This is a genomic window from Nocardia sp. NPDC051981, assembly GCF_040680715.1.
Taxonomy (GTDB): domain Bacteria; phylum Actinomycetota; class Actinomycetes; order Mycobacteriales; family Mycobacteriaceae; genus Nocardia.
Genome location: NZ_JBFAXK010000021.1, coordinates 56,354 through 72,927 on the forward strand (window position 1 = coordinate 56,354; position 16,574 = coordinate 72,927).

The window sequence follows — 16,574 nt, forward strand, 5'->3', positions numbered from 1 at the left end:
TCGGGGGCCGTCGTCGTGCGGGCTTTCGGCCTGCCGAAAGCCTATGCGCCGACCGAGGTTTCGAGGCGGGAGCCGGTGCGGCCGCGAATGACGTGCAGGCGGCTGGGGATGCGCTGGCGCATTTCGTCCACATGGCTCACCACGCCGACCACCCGTCCCCCGGAACGGAGCTCGTCCAGGACGCCCATCACGGCGTCGAGGGTGTCGGCGTCGAGGCTGCCGAAGCCCTCGTCGATGAAGAGGGTGTCCATGACCAGGCCGCCGGATTCGGCCGACACGACGTCGGCCAGGCCGAGAGCCAGGGCCAGGGAGGCCATGAAGGTCTCGCCGCCGGAGAGGGTTTTGGCCGGCCGGATCGCGCCGGTGTAGTCGTCGCGGATGTCGAGGCCCAGGCCGCCGCGGCGGCCACGCGGGCCCGCGGCATCGGTGTGGACGAATTCGTAACGGCCGCCGGACATCCGGCGCAGCCGGACCGAACCGGCCAGCGCCACCTCCTCCAGGCGGGCGGCCAGCACGTACGAGCGCAGGGACATCCGGCGATTGTTCTCGCCGCGACCGGACACCACCTCGGCCAGGCGGGCCAGCTCGTCGTGGGAGCGCTGGAGCGGGGCGATGCGATCGACGGCCGCCGACAGCTGTGCGCACAGTGCCTCCAGTTGCGTCAGCCGCCGGTCCGCCTCGGCATTCGCGGCGACGGCCCGGTTCAGCTCCGATTCGGCCTGCGCCACCGCGGTTTCCAGCTCGCGCGGATCGCCGGGTTCGTCCTCCCCGGCCGACTGGATGTCGGGTTCGGCGAGCACGGCCTCGGCGTGCGCGCGAGCCCGGTCGGCGGCCACCAGCTCGTCCTCGATGGCCGTCTGCTGCGCGGCGGTGCGGGAGGCGGCGTCGACCGCGCGGGCGTACTCGCCCAGCACGCCGTAGTCCGGCCCCGACTCCCCCATCACCGGCGGCGCGGAATCCACCAGACCCGCGTCGTAGGAGAGCTTTTCGACCCGGACGGCGGCCATCGCGACCTGCTCGCGGGCAGTGGCCGCCTCGACACGTGCGGACCGTAGCGCGGTGGCCTCCTCGACCAGCGCCGCCAAGCGCGCCCGGCGGCGGTCGACGGTGCCGTCGGCGCCTGCGGCCGCACGCAACCGCTCGGTGAGTTCGGCCAGCCGCCGATCGGTGGCGACGATCCGCTCCATCGTTGCGCTGGAACGGCTTTCACATTCCCGCGCCTCGTCCTGCAGCCGGGTCTGATCCGCGCGCAGCGTACCGAGTTCGGCGGTCAGCCCGTCCACGAGACCCGCGATGCCCTTGGCCGCGGTGTACCGCCGGGTCGAATCGTCCAGTGCGGCGGCCAGTTCCGCCTTGTCGACATCACCGCCCCGCTCGACCAGCACCTCGACCGCCCGCTCCAGCTCGGCGACCAGTTGCCCGGCCCGCTCCCGCTCGGCCTCGGCCTTCCGCTCCGCGGCCAGCGCCGCGTCCTCGTCGGCCTTGGACACCGCATGCTCGGCCGGCCGCGCCGGATCCGGATGCGCGAGCGACCCGCACACCGCGCACGGCTCGCCCGCGGCCAGGCCCTCCGCCAGCTCCGCCGCCATCCCGGCCATGCGCTGCTCCCGCAGTGCCTGCGTACGCTGCCACGCCTCGGCGTGCCCGGTCCGCGCCCGCTCGAAAGCGGTCCCCGCCGCGGCCAGTTCACCGCGCCGCCGCTCCAACTCCACCGCGGCCGCGGCCGAAGTGCGCAACCGCTGGCACTCGGCCTCCAGCCCGGGCAATGCGGCCGCCGCATCCGCGGCGTCCCGCAACCGGACCTCCACCGCCGCAACGGCTTCCGGCAGCTCCCGTAGCCGCTGGGCCAGTTTGCCGGACCGGGCCTCCAGATCGGCCTGCTCGGTCCGCAATCCGGCCAGCTCCCGCGTCAGCCGGGTCGCCGAATCCGCATCCGCCCGAACCTCATCGAGCGCGCCCACCTGTGCGCTCCACCGCTGCACAGCCGCCTCGAGCCCCCCGGCGCGGCCCTCGAGCATCGCCGGTGCAGCATCCTCGACACCGGTGCCGTCGTGCGTCCGGTCACCAGCGTCGGAGTCGACGGCGTCGAACGGGCTGAGGGCGGTGAGATCTCCAGCGTGACCCGCGTCGGCGTCGATGTCGTCGAGGTCGGCGGCGAGGTCGGTGCCGGTGAGTTCCGCTGCGGCGAGATCGGCTGCGGCCCAGGCGGTTCCGGCGAGCTCGGCGCTGGCCGGTTCGAGGAGACGGTCGGCGAGTCGCTCGGCGGCGCGGGTGGCCTCGTCGGTGCGGCGGCGCAGGGTGACGGCGGCGGCGCGAGCCTCGGCCAGGGCGGTGGCGACGGGTTCGGCGCGGCGGGCCCGGTCGAGTTCGGACTGACGCGCGGCGCGCTGGTCGGAGGTGGCGGCGAAGTCGGCCAGCTGGGTGCGAGCCGCGGTGCGGCGGCGGAAGAGCTCATGGCGGCGGCGCTCCGCCTCGGCGGCGGCGCGGACACCGGCCGAATCCTGCCGGCGCTGCCGCAGATCGGCGGCCGTCTCGGTCACCAGGGTGCGGGCGGCCGCCAGCAGTGACTGCGACCAGCCGACCGACTCGAGGAGCCCGGCCGTCTCGGTGGCGGGCACGCCCGCGGCCGTACCGACCTGGGCGATGAGACGGTCGATGCTGTGCTTGCGGGCATCCAGATCGGCGGAGCTCGCGCGGCGCTTGTCGACCAGCCACTGCTCGGCGGTGCCGAAACGCTCGGTGTCGAAGAGCTTTTCGAGCAGCTTCTCGCGATCCTCGTTGTCGGCACGCAGGAATCGCGCGAAATCGCCCTGCGGCAGCAGCACCACCTGGAAGAACTGATCGGCGCTCATGCCCAGCAGGCGCAGCACCTCGTCGCCGATATCGGGTATGCGGGACAGGTTCTGGCCCCGCCCGTCCAGCCACTCCAGCGTGGCGGCCGCGTTCTCCTTCACCCAGCCCGACTTGGCGCGCTTGCTCGGCCGCTGGAATTCCGCCGACCGGTTCAGGCGCAGCCGCCGGCCACCGACCGTGGCCTCCAGCAGCACCCGGGGTGGTGTCTGCTGGTCGGCGTGGTCCGAATGCAGCCGCTTGATATCGCCACGCGCCCCCGGCACGCTCCCGTACAGCGCGAACGCGATGGCGTCCAGCACCGTGGTCTTCCCCGCCCCGGTCTGCCCGTGCAGCAGGAACAACCCGTCCGCACCGAGCTCGTCGAAGTCGACGACGGCCGTCTCGGCGAACGGTCCGAACGCCGTCAGCTCCAACCGATGCAGCCGCACGCCGCGCCCCCTTCCCTCAACGCCACTCCCCATCCAACTACCCGGCACTCGCCGCCCACCGCGGGACACGCCGAAACACTCAGCGCCCCAACGCTCATGCGGTCATCCCGCCGGCCACGTCGCCCGATTCGCCCGGCTCCAACCCGAAGTCACCCGGATCGAACAGCCCGAGCGCCGCATCGGCCTCCGCCGCACCCACCCCACGCACCGACCCATCGAACCCGGCCGCACTCACCACCCGCGCCGCAACCTCGGCCCCGCCGCCTCCCACCGAATCGGCACCCCCCGATCCATGTCCGGCATCTGCACCCGACGCATCGGCATCATCGGGCACGGCGAACAACGCGCCTTCCGCGGCCACGACAGCCTCCGCCGGCACAGCAGCTGTCAGTGCGCCACCTTCGGTAGTACCGGCCGCCTCGGCAGAGACGGCAACCGCGGCGGCCGCAGCCCCGTCGGCAGACACGGCGGCCGGATCGCCCACCGCACCGCCAACAGGTACGACAACCTCGGCTGCGACAGCGGCCGGAGAAATCGGCGCGGCGGCCGGGGTGGGAACGCGCAGGGGGGCTTCGGTTTCGCGGGTAGCGGCGGCGAGGGCGCGTTCGAGCCAGGTCATTTCGCCGGGGGTGGGGGTGCCGCGGACGTCGGCGAGGAAGCTCTGGGCTATCTCGGTGTCGCGGCGGCCGTGCACGCGTTCGCGGTAGCGAAGTTCCGGGTTGCCCTCGGGGCGTTGCCATTCCACGTGGACGGCGTGCGGGAAACGCTCGCGGAGGCGACGCAGCGCGTCCACGGGCCGCGCCTCGTCGGTGAGGGTGGCCGAGACATAGTGTGATTCGGCCTCGGCGTACTCCGGCGCTTCCAGGAGGGATTCCAGGGGCCCGGTGAGTTGCGAGAGGCCGCGCACCACCGGGAGTTCGTGGCGCTGGACGGCGGACAGACCCGCGCCGGCGATGTCCACGATCCAGACCGCTTTGCGGTGCGAGCGCTCGCCGAACGAATACGGCAGCGGCGAACCCGAATAGCGGACGGACTCCGACAGCGTCTGCGGCGAGTGCAGGTGGCCGAGCGCCACATAGTCGATCCCGGCGAAGGCCGACAGCGGCACGGTCTCCACGCCCCCGACCGAAATGGACCGCTCCGACCCGGTGGCCTCGCCGCCCACCACGAAGGCATGCGCCAGCACCACCGACCGCGCCCCCGCCCGCCCGGCGAGATCGGCGCGCACCAGGCTCATGGCCGCATCCAGGATCTCGGCGTGCGAACGCGCCTGCGGCACGCCCAATTCCACCCGGGTGATCTCCGGCTCCAGATAGGGAATGCCGTAGCAGGCAATGTCGCCGAATTCATCGGACAGCACGATCGGCCGCGCCACATCCGCGATCCGGCAGCGCAAATGCAATCCGCCCGCCGCCGCGAAACTGCCGAGCGCGCCGAGCCGAGTCGGCGAGTCGTGATTACCGGAAGTGGCGACAATGGTCGCCCCCGCCGCCCGAATTGCCTCGAATCCCCGATTGCACACCGCAATCGCATCCGCACTGGGAATGGAACGGTCGTACACATCCCCTGGCAGCACGACCACGTCCACCCCCTCGGCCGCCACCAATTCCGCGATGGCCCGCAGCGAGCACTCCTGATCGGCCAGCAGATCGACGCCATGAAAGGTGCGCCCGATATGCCAGTCGGAGGTGTGCAGGATCCGCATGACGGAAGAGGCTATTGGATCCCCCCGACAACCCGCTGGATCCCCCCGACAACCCGCGCGAAACCCTAGCCTGTCGCGCCGAACACGCCGCGCGTATGCCAGGGCGACAACTGATTTCGCAACGGTCGGGGTAACTCACCGGGCACGCCCGGGATCGTATCGGCACCCAACCGCCGACGCGGACGCCCAACGACCAACGACTCCGAGCCGCCCGCTGAAGTCCCGGAGAGGCGGAATTGCTCCCGACGCGCCGCTGAAGTTCCGGAGAGGCGGAATTGTCGGTGGTCTCCGGCACTATCTGCGCCATGACCGCACCGATGCTGTTCGCGCTGCTGCTGGTGTTCGTATCGGGGCTGGCCCTGGGCTGGCTCGGGCATGCCGCGCGCGCGGGACAGCGGGCGGCGGTGGCCGAGGCGCGGCTGGCGGCCATGCGGGACAACGAGCAACTGTTGCGGCAATCACTCGGCGCGGCCAGCGAGGACGCGGCCCGGCGGCAGTCCCACGCCATCGGCGCGCTGGTCGATCCGCTGCGGGAGGCGGTCGGCAGCCTCGACCGCCACATTCGCGAGGTCGAGCACAATCGCATCAACGCGTACTCCGGCCTGCGCGAACAGGTCGCGGGCATGCAGCGGATGTCACATCAGTTGTCCACGCAGACCGGTCAATTGGTGGCCGCGCTGCGCGCGCCCCAGGTGCGCGGCCGCTGGGGCGAGATCCAGCTCGAGCGTGTGGTCGAGCTGGCCGGCATGGCCCGGCATTGTGATTTCGACACCCAGGTCACCCGCCGCGGCGATACCGTGGTGCGCCCGGATCTGGTGGTGCGCCTGTCCGGCGGCCGCCAGATAGTGGTGGACGCCAAGGTGCCCTGCACCGCCTTCCTGGACGCCGCCGGTACCGAGGACCCGCGCGAGCGCGAGGGCCACCTGGCCCGCCACGCCCGGCATCTGCGCAACCATGTGGATCAGCTGGCGGCCAAGGAGTACTGGGCGGCCTTCGATCCCTCCCCCGAGTTCGTGGTCCTGTTCGTGCCCGGCGATCCGTTCCTGGACGCGGCCCTCACCACCGACTCCGGGTTGCTCGAGTACGCCTTCGGTCGCAATGTGGTCCTGGCGACGCCCACCACACTCATGGCCCTGCTGCGCACTGTCGCGCTGGGCTGGCGGCAGGAGGCGCTGTCGGCGGACATGGCGGTGATCCAGCAGCTGGGCCGTGAGCTCTACACCCGGCTCGGCACCACCGGCCGCCACCTGGACCGGCTGGGCGCGCAGCTGGGCAAGGCGGTCGACGCCTACAACCACACCGTGGCGTCGGTGGAGTCGCGGGTCATGGTGACCGCCCGGAAGCTGCACGATCTGGAGATCGCCGACGCGCCGGTCCCCGAAGTCCGCAGGGTCGACAGCTGGCCGCGCGCGGTCGGCTTCGCAGATGCGATGGATCGCGAAGGATGAGGTTGGACACATGAGCACGCCATTCGGAGCTCGGTCGGCGAGCGCGCAGAGGTCCGGAGCGGAGCGGAGAGCAAATTAGACAGAGCTTCCGCATACCCGCCTGATGTCGCCTGCCTCGCGAAACACCGATATGCCTTAGTGTGCTTGACGTGGCAGTTACCCAACGCGAGCGAACCGAGGTGCCCCCGTCGCACCGTTCGATCCTGCCGTCGGTTCCCGGCGTCCCGGCCGGAGCCGCGGTGCTGATCGCTGTGACGTGCACGTTCATCGGTCTTCTGATCGACGCTCAGAGCGCGGGTAGCCGACCACAGGGCGACGAACTCACCGGTTCCTTCGCCGCGCTGTACATCGCCGGCTGTGTGGTGGCCGTGCTCGCGGTCCGCTACCGGGGACTGTTCACCACGCTCGTGCTCCCGCCGCTGCTGCTGTTCATCGCGGTGCCGCTGGCCTACCAGTTCCTATTCGGGTCCTCCGGCAGTCTCAAGCTGAAGGACATCCTGCTGAATCTGGCCATCCCGCTGGTGAATCGGTTCCCCACCATGGCGCTGGCCACCGTGATCGTGCTGATCGTCGGGGCGGTCCGCATCGTGCTGCACCACCGCGAGACCAAGGCCGGCGCGACCGGCGAACCGCGCAGGACCCGGGCCCGTGCCACCCGCCCCGGCAGCGCCCGCGCCCAGCGCACCCGCGCCACCGCCTCCAAGGAACCCGCCAGACGCCGCTTCCGGCCCGGCGCGGACACCGCTGAGGAAGGCGACACCCCCGACACCGAGACCGCTCGTTCGTCCCGCCGCGCGGGCGCCCGGGTCGCGGCCGGGCCGCCGCGGGTAAGCAACACCGGCCGGCCCGCCGGCGAGGGCCGCCGCCGTCGCGCCCAGGATCCGGATCAGGCCACCGCCGAACGCACCCCGGCCGCCACCGAGGGCCGTCGCCGCGCCGCGGGACCGAACCAGTCCGGCGCCGCTACCGCCGAGGGCCGCCGCCGGGCCCAGTACGCCGAGCAGCCGTCCCGCGCCGGCGAGCGCCGCGCGGCCCCTGGCGACCAGCCCCGCAACGGTGAGCGCCGCGCCGCCCCGGCCGATCGCCCCCGCAACGGTGAGCGTCGCGCCGCCCCGCCGGCGCCGGAGGCCGCCCAGGGCGAGGGCCGCCGCCGCGCGCAGAGCCCCGAGCAGGCCATGGGCCGCGGCGCCGAACGCCACGCCGCCCCCGAGCGCAATCCGGCCCCCGCCGCCGAGGGTGGCCGCCGCCGTCGCGCGCAGCCCGGCGAACTGCCGCCGCATCCGCGTCCGAATGTGCGCTACCGCGAACGTGATTCGGGTCGCATCGAACGCTGAATCCCCGGCGACATTCGAGCGACTGACACCGTATATTTCCGGCAATCAGGAAATCGGGCACGAAATAAGATCATCCGGATAGCAAATTCGCGCCCTCCACAACGAATGTGGAGGGCGCGAATGCGTTTCGGAACGAGTTACGCGCGCGCGGTGCGAAGTTCGCGCGGCAGCGAGAAGACCAGCGTCTCATTGGCGGTCGTGACCGGAACCACCGCACCGAAACCGTGCTCGGCCAGCAATTCCAGCACGCCCTCCACGAGAATCTCCGGAACCGAGGCGCCGGAGGTGACGCCGACCGTGCGAATACCCTCCAGCCAGGCGGGATCCACCTCGCGGGCATAGTCCACCAGCTGCGCGGCGCGGGCGCCGGCACTCAGCGCGACCTCCACCAGCCGGACCGAGTTGGACGAGTTCCGGGAGCCGACCACGATCACCAGATCGCATTCGGGGGCCATGGCCTTCACCGCGGTCTGGCGGTTGGAGGTGGCGTAGCAGATGTCGTCGCTCGGCGGATCCTGCAGCTTGGGGAACTTCTGGCGCAGGCGGTTGACCGTCTCCATGGTCTCGTCCACCGACAGCGTGGTCTGGGAGAGCCAGATCACCTTGTTCTCGTCGCGCACGGTGACCGAGTCGACGGCGTCGGGGCCGTCCACCAGCTGCACATGGTCGGGCGCCTCACCGGCGGTGCCCTCGACCTCCTCGTGGCCCTCGTGGCCGATGAGCAGGATGTCGAAGTCGTCGCGGGCGAAGCGCTTGGCCTCCTGGTGCACCTTGGTGACCAGCGGGCAGGTGGCGTCGATGGTGTGCAGGTTGCGGCGGGCGGCGGACTCGTGGACGGCCGGGGACACGCCGTGCGCGGAGAACACCACGAGCGCGCCCTCCGGCACCTCCTCGGTCTGGTCGACGAAGATCACACCGCGCTCGCGCAGCGTTTCCACCACGTGCCGGTTGTGCACGATCTCCTTGCGGACATAGATGGGCGCGCCGTGCTTTTCGAGCGCCTTCTCCACCGTTTCGACCGCTCGGTCCACACCGGCGCAGTAGCCGCGCGGTTCGGCGAGCAGCACTCGCTTCTCTTGTGGGCCCCGTGGCGCGTCGGCATCACCCGCCGCGGACCCGACGATTCCGACGTTCAAAGGGATAGCCGAGGACATGCCCCACAGAATACGTGTGCGCTCCGGCGCGCATTCGCGTGGAGGTCAGGGTCACAATCACTTTTCGCGGCTTTTCGCCTTTGCATCACACTGCGTTTCGGGCAGGCTAGGGGCATGTTCCGACCTCCGTTCCTGGCCCGGGTCGCCGCCGGGGCCGCCGTCTATGCTCTCGAGGAAACTCGTCGGCTACCGACGACCGCGATCAATTTCCCGATCACCGCGATCAGCCAGGTGCTGCAGACCACCATGCACCTCCAGCAGTTCGTGACCAGCCTCGCCCTCAAGGGCGACGCCGTTTTCGACCGTTTGCTCAACCAGCCCGAAGAACAGCCCGCCTGGGCCACCTTCGATGAGGACGAGGAAGACGAGCAAACTTCGAGCTTCGCCGCCGAATCGGTACGGCAAAGCCGTTTCGACCTCTTCACCGAGCCGGAACCGGCCGTCGCGGAGCCCGCTCCGACGGTAGTGGAGCCGGTCGCGGCCCCTGAACCGGTCGCGGTCGAGACCGAGCCGGACGCGGTCGACCCCGAACCGGTGCCCTCCGAATCGGCCGCGCAGGAGGCAGCCGATCCGGAGGTCACCGAGACCGCCGCGCCCGCAACGGCTTCCAAGGCGACCACCAACGGCCACCACAGCAGCGCCGTCGCCGAGCCCGAAGTGGCGGCCCGCTTCGACTACTCCGCCATGACCATCGCCCAGCTGCGCGCCCGCCTGCGTCAGCTGACCGTCGACGATCTCGCGGCTCTCCTCGCCTACGAGCAGCAGACCCTCGACCGCGCCCCGTTCGTCACCATGCTGACCAACCGCATCGCGACCGTTCAGGCGAAGTGAACCCAGCTCGGGAGCTCTCAGGGGTTTCAACCCTGAAACCCCGCGAGACAGCGGGGCTCCGCCCCGGACCCCGAAAACAACTCGAGACTGCGGGCTCCGCCCGGACCCGTTACAACTTTCGTGGTCCGGCCCCGGGGACTCCGACACAGTCACATCGTCCTCGACCATTGCCGGCCGCTCGGGCTACCAGCCGGGCGGCCGGTGTTCGTATCCACCGCGATCCGCGGGGTCGGACGGCGCGCGAATCTCGTGTCGGCGGGCGGTGTGCGCCGGGCGTCGGTGGGCACTGACAGAATCGTGCGGTGAGCACCGATACGACGCCGCGGCCGCCGAGCTCGTCCGCCGAGAACCCGATGCCGGTGCGGACCGTCGCGGTGAAGGTGGCGCAGTGGATCGACCGGCTGGGGGCGGTCTGGGTGGAGGGGCAGATCACCCAGATGAATGTGCGGCCGGGGACGCGGACGGCTTTTCTGGTGCTGCGGGATACGGCGGCGGACATGTCGCTGTCGGTGACCTGTGATCCGGAGCTGCTGCGTAATTCGGCGGTGCCGCTGCAGGAGGGCAGCCGGGTCGTCGTGTACGGCAAGCTGTCGTTCTTCACCGGGCGGGGCACGGTGTCGTTGCGGGTCACCGAGATTCGGCCGGTGGGCATCGGCGAGCTGCTGGCCCGCATCGAACGCTTGAAGGCGCTGCTGTCGGCGGAGGGCCTGTTCGATCCGCGGCTCAAGCGCCCGATCCCGTTCCTGCCCAATCGGATCGGCCTGATCACCGGCCGCGCCAGCGCCGCCGAGCACGATGTGGTGACGGTGGCCACGCAGCGCTGGCCGGCGGTGCGTTTCGAGATTCGCAATACCGCCGTGCAGGGCCCGACCGCGGTGCCGCAGATCCTGGAGGCCATCGCCGCGCTCGACGCGAATCCCGAGGTGGATGTGATCGTGCTGGCGCGCGGCGGCGGCAGTGTCGAGGATCTGCTGCCGTTCTCCGATGAAACCCTGTGCCGCGCCATCGTTTCCACCACCACTCCGATCGTGAGCGCCATCGGCCACGAGCCGGACAATCCGATCTCGGACTATGTCGCCGACCTGCGGGCCGCCACCCCCACCGACGCCGCCAAGCGCATCGTGCCCGACGCCGCCGCCGAAACCGCGCTGCTGCAGGAACTTCGGTCCCGCGCGAACGCGGCCCTGCGCGGCTGGGTGGACCGCGAGGCCCGCGCCCTGGCCCAATTGCGTTCCCGCCCGGTGCTGGCCGACCCGCTGAGGCTGCTCGATCAGCGCCACGACGAGGTGGAGCGGCTGCGCGCCGGCGCCCAGCGGGCCGTGGACCACCTGCTGAACGGTGAGTCCACCACCACCCGGCATCTGCGCGAAAAGCTCTCCGCGGTGGGCCCGGCCGCCACCCTGGCCCGCGGTTACGCCGTGGTGCAGCGGGTGAACGGCAAGGACCGCGAGGTGGTCCGCGCCATCGAGGACTCCCCGCCCGGCACGCAGCTCCGCATCCGGGTGGCCGACGGCGCGATCTCCGCCGCCGCCCTCGGCGCCCAATCCCTGGCTCCCCGCCCGACCCGGAAGGACTCCTGATGACCGACGACGAACGCGCCGAAATCGCCACCTTCGGCTACGAGCGCGCCCGCGACGAACTGGTCAATGTCGTCAAGATGCTCGAGCAGGGCGGCATGGATCTCGACGACTCGCTGGCCCTGTGGGAACGCGGCGAAGCCCTCGCCACCCGCTGCGAGCAGCACCTCGCCGGCGCCCGCCAGCGCGTCGAGGACGCCCTCGCCCACCGCACCGCGCAGGAGTGACCACTAGGCGACGACGGTGCCCTGGTGAAAGACGATCCGCCAGTCCGCCCCGGCCCGCCGCCAGATGGTGGCCCGCCGGCTGACCCGCTCCGGCTGCCGCAGTAGATAGGTCAGCAGGTACAGGTCGGGAGCCAGCTCCCGGCATCGGAACTCGCTGGTCTCCCAGACGTCGTCCGACGGTGTTCGTTGCCGTTCGGCCAGCACCTCGAGCATGAGGTCGCGGTCGTAGCGCTGCCCGGACGCCCCGATCTCCCAGAACTCGTCGGCAACCATGGCCGTGAAATCCACGTCGTGCTCGGGGCGGTGGAAGATCGGCTCCCGCGAGCGCAATTCGTCGAGAACGTTCATGTCCCCATCGCAGCGGATGCCCGTGTTCCGGTCGAGCGATTTACGGAATCAGCTGCGCGGCAGCGGCTGCGCCTGGCCCATGGCGGTGGCCAGGGTATCGAAGGCGGTGGGATTGCCGGCGCCCTTGATGAGGACGCGGACATCGCCGAAGTCGCTGATCCACGCGGGCTCGGAGCCGGCCTCGGCGTAGACGTTCCACATATGGTCGCCGTACCGCTGGGTGCCGGTGGCGGTTTGGGCGGGCGCGTACTTCTTGGCGATGGCGTCGACGGTCGCGTTCGACTGCGTCACCTGCATGTAGGTGCCCTGGGGGGTGATGAATCCGACTGTGCTGGTGTCACCGCCACCCGTCCCGGCGATGGTGTCGTGGCTGCCCGAGTTCGGAGTCCATTTGTCCGGATCCGTATCCGGCAGGGCCGGCAGGCGGATCGGGAAGGACAGGTGGCGCGCGTCGTCGGTGAGCGCGGCCTTCGCATCGAAGTTCGGAATCCGGCCCTGGGTCGGACCGCCGGTGGAGAACGAGCACTGGCTCGCGATCCCGGCGATGACCAGGCAGATGAGCACCAGCGGAGCGAGCGACCAGATCAGGTCCTTGTAGTCGTTCTGACTGCGCGGCTTTTGGTACGACACGCTCTCAGTATCCACGGGGCCCGGGTGCGACCGAGCTCACGGTCTCGGGAAACGTAAGTACGTGCCGAGGGCCGTAAACCGCAATGCGACAATTTACGCAGCTTTAGACAACCAAGGAGGCTCTCGTCATGACCGCATCCAGCCGCCGCGAGGCACCGGACCGCAACCTAGCGCTCGAGTTGGTCCGGGTCACCGAGGCCGGCGCCATGGCCGCGGGCCGCTGGGTCGGCCGTGGTGACAAGGAGGGCGGCGACGGCGCGGCCGTGGACGCCATGCGGCAGTTGGTGGCGACGGTCTCCATGCGCGGCATCGTCGTGATCGGTGAGGGCGAGAAGGACGAAGCGCCCATGCTGTACAACGGCGAGCTGGTCGGCGATGGCACCGGCGCGGAACTGGATTTCGCGGTCGACCCGATCGATGGCACCACCCTGATGTCGAAGGGTTCCCCGGGCGCGATCTCCGTGCTGGCGGTCGCCGAGCGCGGCGCCATGTTCGATCCCTCGGCCGTGTTCTACATGGAGAAGATCGCCGTCGGCCCCGACGCCGCCGATGTGATCGACCTATCGGCCCCGATCGCGGAGAACCTACGCCGGGTCGCCAAGGCCAAGAACTCCTCGGTCTCCGACCTGACCGTGTGCATCCTGGACCGCCCCCGCCACGCCGAGCACATGAAGGCCGTGCGTGACGCGGGCGCCCGCATCCGCCTCATCTCCGACGGTGACGTGGCCGGCGCCATCGCCTGTGCCCGTCCGGAGTCCGGCGTCGACATGCTGATCGGCATCGGCGGCACCCCGGAGGGCATCATCGCCGCGGCCGCCATGCGCTGCCTGGGCGGCGCGCTGCAGGCCAAGCTGGCTCCCAAGGACGACGCCGAGCGGCAGAAGGCCATCGACGCCGGTCACGACCTGGACCGCATCCTGAGCACCACGGATCTGGTCTCCGGTGAGGACGTCTTCTTCAGCGCCACCGGCGTCACCGACGGCGACCTGCTCAAGGGCGTCCGCTACTACGGCGGCGGCGCGTACACCCAGTCCATCGTCATGCGCGCCAAGTCCGGCACCATCCGTATGGTCGACGCCTACCACCGGCTGACCAAGCTGCGCGAGTACGCGTCGGTGGACTTCGTCGGCGACGAGCACGCCACCCCGCCGCTCCCCTGATCCGAGCGAAAGAGCTTGCCGCCCCGGTGGATCCGTCCATCGGGGCGGCGCTGTCTCCGGGGCCGGCGGTGTCCTATTCCCGCAGGCGCTGTGCGGATTCACTCAGGCGTGGCACTCCCACGGGGTGCGCGGCGGGCATAGGGTCGGTTCATGAGCGAGGAGACGCAGTACCGCATCGAACACGACACCATGGGCGAGGTCCGCGTTCCCGTCGACGCGCTGTGGCGGGCGCAGACCCAGCGGGCGGTGGAGAACTTCCCGATCAGCGGACGCGGCCTGGAGCGCGCCCAGATTCGCGCACTCGGCCTGCTGAAGGCGGCCTGCGCGGCCGTGAATCGCGATCTGGGTCTGCTGGACAAGGCCAAGGCCGACGCCATCATCGCGGCGGCGGAGGAGGTCGCCGACGGCCGCCACGACGACCAGTTCCCGATCGATGTCTTCCAGACCGGATCGGGCACCAGCTCGAACATGAACGCCAACGAGGTGATCGCGAGCATCGCCGCCCGTGACGGCGTCACCGTGCACCCCAACGACGACGTGAACATGTCGCAGTCGTCCAATGACACCTTCCCCACCGCAACGCATCTCGCGGCCACCGAGGCGGTGGTCAAGGATCTGGTCCCGGCCCTGGATCATCTGCGGCTGGCGCTGCTGGACAAGTCCCAGGAGTGGAAGTACGTGGTCAAGTCCGGCCGCACCCATCTGATGGACGCGGTTCCGGTCACCCTGGGCCAGGAGTTCGGCGGCTACTCCCGGCAGGTGAGTGCGGGTATCGAGCGCCTGCTGGCCACCCTGCCCCGGGTGGGCGAGCTGGCCATCGGCGGCACCGCGGTCGGCACCGGATTGAACGCGCCGGCCGGTTTCGGCGCCAAGGTCGTCGCGGAGCTGGCCCGGGTGACCGATCTGGATCACCTGTCGGAGGCCCGCGATCACTTCGAGGCGCAGGCCGCCCGCGACGGCCTGGTGGAGTTGTCCGGTGCGCTGCGCACGGTCGCGATCAGCCTGACCAAGATCGCCAACGATATTCGCTGGATGGGTTCGGGCCCGCTCACTGGTCTGGCCGAGCTGCAGCTGCCGGACCTGCAGCCGGGTTCCTCGATCATGCCGGGCAAGGTGAATCCGGTACTGCCGGAGGCGGTTACGCAGGTGGCCGCGCAGGTCATCGGCAATGACGCCGCCATTGCCTGGGGCGGCGGCAACGGCGCGTTCGAATTGAACGTCTACATTCCGATGATGGCCCGCAATGTGCTGGAGTCGATTCGCCTGCTGGCCAATGTCTCCCGCCTGTTCGCCGACAAGTGCGTCCGCGGCCTGGTCGCCGATGTGGACCGGCTGCGGCGGCTGGCGGAATCCTCGCCGTCGATCGTGACCCCGTTGAATTCCGCTATCGGTTACGAGGAGGCGGCGGCGGTCGCCAAGCAGGCGTTGAAGGAGCACAAGACGATCCGGCAGACGGTCATCGATCGCGGTCTGATCGGCGACAAGCTTTCGCTCGAGGAACTGGATCGCCGGCTGGATGTGCTCTCCATGGCGCAGGTGGATGGAAAGAACGAATAGGGCGTCACATTCGGCATCCGGCTCGGCGGGTGTGGCGGCGGTGGCTGCCACACCCGCGCCAGGGGTTCAAGCGGCGCCGACCATGTCCGGGTAGTTCTTCAAATCGATGTCGTTCTTGGCGTTCTCGGCGTACTTCGCCATCATCTTGAAGCCGCGCGAGCGCACGAACCAATTACGAAGGCGCAGACCGCGTGCGGTCCGGGGCGCCAGGAATCGGCCCGGGTTGGCATCGTCGGTCTTGCGCAGCAAACGCTTCATGATCTCCTCGTAGCGAGCGAAGGCCACGGCGTGATCGCCGTCGGCCGCGGCCAATTCACCGGCCAGCACGTAGGCCCCGACAATCGCCGAACCGGTGCCGAATCCGTTCAGCGTGTGGCCGTGCGCGGAATCGCCGACCAGCGCCACCCGCCCCGACGTGAAGTGCTTCATCGACACCTTGGCGATGGCGTCCAGGTAGAAACCGTCCAGGTGCGGGAGTTCGGCCAGCATGCGCGGCACCTCCCAGCCCATTCCGGCGAAACGCTCGGCGACGATGCGGCGCTGCTGATCGAAATCGTCGCGCGAGTAATCGATTTCGGGCGAGGCGAACAGGTACATCTGCGCGGCCTTGTTACCGCCCGTCATGGCGAGCCGGCCGGGGGTATTGCAGCCGAGAGACCTGGCGCGGGGCCGATCCCCTTCCGGCATGTCCTCCCAGACCGAGGCTCCCGCGATGGCGTAGTAGTAGCCGTCGTGCGTGACGAAGTCCGCCTCCGGGCCGAAGGCCAGCTTCCGCACCCGTGAATGGATGCCGTCGCATCCGAAGACCAGATCGAAGACCCGCGCGGGCGCGTTCTCGAATTCGACGTATACCCCGTCGCCGGTCTCCCGCAGCGCGGTGACGGTGTCGCCGAAGAGGTACTCGCACTCCCCCGCGGTCCGGCTGTAGAGGATCCGGGCGAGGTCGCCGCGCAGGATCTCGATATCGCCGCCGAGGAACTCCCCGGCCATTACGGCCTGCTCGACGCCGCTCTCGTCGACCAGCACCCAGTCGGTCTTGCCGGTCTGCCGCCGCTCGATGTCGTCGAGCACGCCCATGCGCTCGAGCACGGTCATGTGGGTCTCGCCGGTGAAGTCGACGGCCTGCCCGCCGGCGCGCAGGGCGGGCGCCTTCTCAACCACGGTCACCTGGAAGCCGTAGCGGTGCAGCCAGTAGGCGAGGGCGGGACCGGCGACGCTGGCTCCGGAGATGAGGACGGTGGTGTTGCGCATGGCGGTGGCTCCTTCGATAACTGCGTCCCTAGGACGCTGTTGATGGCGATAGCGTACGATGGACGCAGTTT

12 protein-coding genes and 1 pseudogene are annotated in these 16,574 nt (G+C 70.2%); 7 read left to right on the forward strand and 6 right to left on the reverse strand.

Going from position 1 to position 16,574, the window contains the following annotated elements; translation table 11 throughout:
* Positions 1-41: 41 nt before the first annotated feature.
* Both AB0L60_RS30105 and AB0L60_RS30110 read right to left on the reverse strand, forming a co-directional pair.
* A complete protein-coding gene (locus tag AB0L60_RS30105; RefSeq protein ID WP_364620647.1) occupies positions 42-3,281 on the reverse strand; it encodes an SMC family ATPase in 3,240 nt (1,079 codons plus the stop codon).
* 583 nt (positions 3,282-3,864) lie between these two features.
* Positions 3,865-4,986 (reverse strand): annotated as a pseudogene (locus tag AB0L60_RS30110) (exonuclease SbcCD subunit D); the annotation flags it as partial.
* A gap of 305 nt (positions 4,987-5,291) precedes the next feature.
* Here AB0L60_RS30110 and AB0L60_RS30115 point away from each other — a divergent pair.
* Positions 5,292-6,434 (forward strand): DNA recombination protein RmuC, encoded by a 1,143-nt coding sequence (locus tag AB0L60_RS30115; protein ID WP_364620650.1) that lies wholly within the window; start codon positions 5,292-5,294, stop codon positions 6,432-6,434.
* A 149-nt stretch (positions 6,435-6,583) separates the two neighbouring features.
* Positions 6,584-7,768: a DUF6542 domain-containing protein gene (locus tag AB0L60_RS30120; protein ID WP_364620653.1), complete on the forward strand. Its 1,185-nt coding sequence runs from the start codon at positions 6,584-6,586 to the stop codon at positions 7,766-7,768.
* 137 nt (positions 7,769-7,905) lie between these two features.
* On the opposite strand, the gene AB0L60_RS30125 is transcribed toward AB0L60_RS30120, so the two are convergent.
* Complete coding sequence (locus AB0L60_RS30125; RefSeq protein ID WP_364620656.1) at positions 7,906-8,922, reverse strand: 4-hydroxy-3-methylbut-2-enyl diphosphate reductase; 1,017 nt, start codon at positions 8,920-8,922, stop codon at positions 7,906-7,908.
* Between the two features lie 114 nt (positions 8,923-9,036).
* On the opposite strand from AB0L60_RS30125, the gene AB0L60_RS30130 reads away from it, so the two are divergent.
* The 3 genes from AB0L60_RS30130 (at position 9,037) to AB0L60_RS30140 (ending at position 11,557) form a co-directional block, all read left to right on the forward strand.
* The gene (locus AB0L60_RS30130; protein WP_364620659.1) at positions 9,037-9,753 is read left to right on the forward strand and encodes a lipid droplet-associated protein; all 717 of its coding nucleotides are present in this window, start codon (positions 9,037-9,039) and stop codon (positions 9,751-9,753) included.
* 353 nt (positions 9,754-10,106) lie between these two features.
* A complete protein-coding gene (xseA, locus tag AB0L60_RS30135) occupies positions 10,107-11,333 on the forward strand; it encodes an exodeoxyribonuclease VII large subunit (protein WP_364620855.1) in 1,227 nt (408 codons plus the stop codon).
* Entirely contained in the window at positions 11,333-11,557 is a 225-nt protein-coding gene (locus tag AB0L60_RS30140; protein WP_364620662.1) for an exodeoxyribonuclease VII small subunit, read from the forward strand. The genes xseA and AB0L60_RS30140 overlap by 1 nt, the downstream gene beginning before the upstream one ends.
* Before the next feature lie 3 nt (positions 11,558-11,560).
* Here AB0L60_RS30140 and AB0L60_RS30145 read toward each other — a convergent pair whose 3' ends face one another.
* Positions 11,561-11,905, reverse strand: a complete 345-nt coding sequence (locus AB0L60_RS30145; RefSeq protein WP_364620665.1) for a DUF4440 domain-containing protein — start codon at positions 11,903-11,905, stop codon at positions 11,561-11,563.
* 48 nt (positions 11,906-11,953) lie between these two features.
* On the reverse strand, positions 11,954-12,535 hold the full coding sequence (locus tag AB0L60_RS30150; RefSeq protein ID WP_364620669.1) for a DUF4245 domain-containing protein: 582 nt from the start codon (positions 12,533-12,535) through the stop codon (positions 11,954-11,956).
* A 128-nt stretch (positions 12,536-12,663) separates the two neighbouring features.
* Here AB0L60_RS30150 and glpX point away from each other — a divergent pair, with 128 nt between their 5' ends.
* Positions 12,664-13,695 (forward strand): class II fructose-bisphosphatase, encoded by a 1,032-nt coding sequence (glpX, locus tag AB0L60_RS30155; RefSeq protein ID WP_364620672.1) that lies wholly within the window; start codon positions 12,664-12,666, stop codon positions 13,693-13,695.
* 150 nt (positions 13,696-13,845) lie between these two features.
* The gene (locus AB0L60_RS30160; protein WP_364620675.1) at positions 13,846-15,252 is read left to right on the forward strand and encodes a class II fumarate hydratase; all 1,407 of its coding nucleotides are present in this window, start codon (positions 13,846-13,848) and stop codon (positions 15,250-15,252) included.
* Positions 15,253-15,318: 66 nt separating this feature from the next.
* Here AB0L60_RS30160 and AB0L60_RS30165 read toward each other — a convergent pair whose 3' ends face one another.
* Complete coding sequence (locus tag AB0L60_RS30165; protein ID WP_364620678.1) at positions 15,319-16,503, reverse strand: FAD-dependent monooxygenase; 1,185 nt, start codon at positions 16,501-16,503, stop codon at positions 15,319-15,321.
* Positions 16,504-16,574 lie beyond the last annotated feature (71 nt).

What these genes read in the sequence shown, in the direction of transcription:
- AB0L60_RS30115 (WP_364620650.1), top strand. Translation starts at nt 5,292, where the DNA reads ATGACCGCACCGATGCTGTTCGCGCTGCTGCTGGTGTTCGTATCGGGG.
- AB0L60_RS30125 (WP_364620656.1), bottom strand. Translation starts at nt 8,922, where the DNA reads ATGTCCTCGGCTATCCCTTTGAACGTCGGAATCGTCGGGTCCGCGGCG.
- AB0L60_RS30130 (WP_364620659.1), top strand. Translation starts at nt 9,037, where the DNA reads ATGTTCCGACCTCCGTTCCTGGCCCGGGTCGCCGCCGGGGCCGCCGTC.
- xseA (WP_364620855.1), top strand. Translation starts at nt 10,107, where the DNA reads ATGCCGGTGCGGACCGTCGCGGTGAAGGTGGCGCAGTGGATCGACCGG.
- AB0L60_RS30140 (WP_364620662.1), top strand. Translation starts at nt 11,333, where the DNA reads ATGACCGACGACGAACGCGCCGAAATCGCCACCTTCGGCTACGAGCGC.
- AB0L60_RS30145 (WP_364620665.1), bottom strand. Translation starts at nt 11,905, where the DNA reads ATGAACGTTCTCGACGAATTGCGCTCGCGGGAGCCGATCTTCCACCGC.
- glpX (WP_364620672.1), top strand. Translation starts at nt 12,664, where the DNA reads ATGACCGCATCCAGCCGCCGCGAGGCACCGGACCGCAACCTAGCGCTC.
- AB0L60_RS30160 (WP_364620675.1), top strand. Translation starts at nt 13,846, where the DNA reads ATGAGCGAGGAGACGCAGTACCGCATCGAACACGACACCATGGGCGAG.
- AB0L60_RS30165 (WP_364620678.1), bottom strand. Translation starts at nt 16,503, where the DNA reads ATGCGCAACACCACCGTCCTCATCTCCGGAGCCAGCGTCGCCGGTCCC.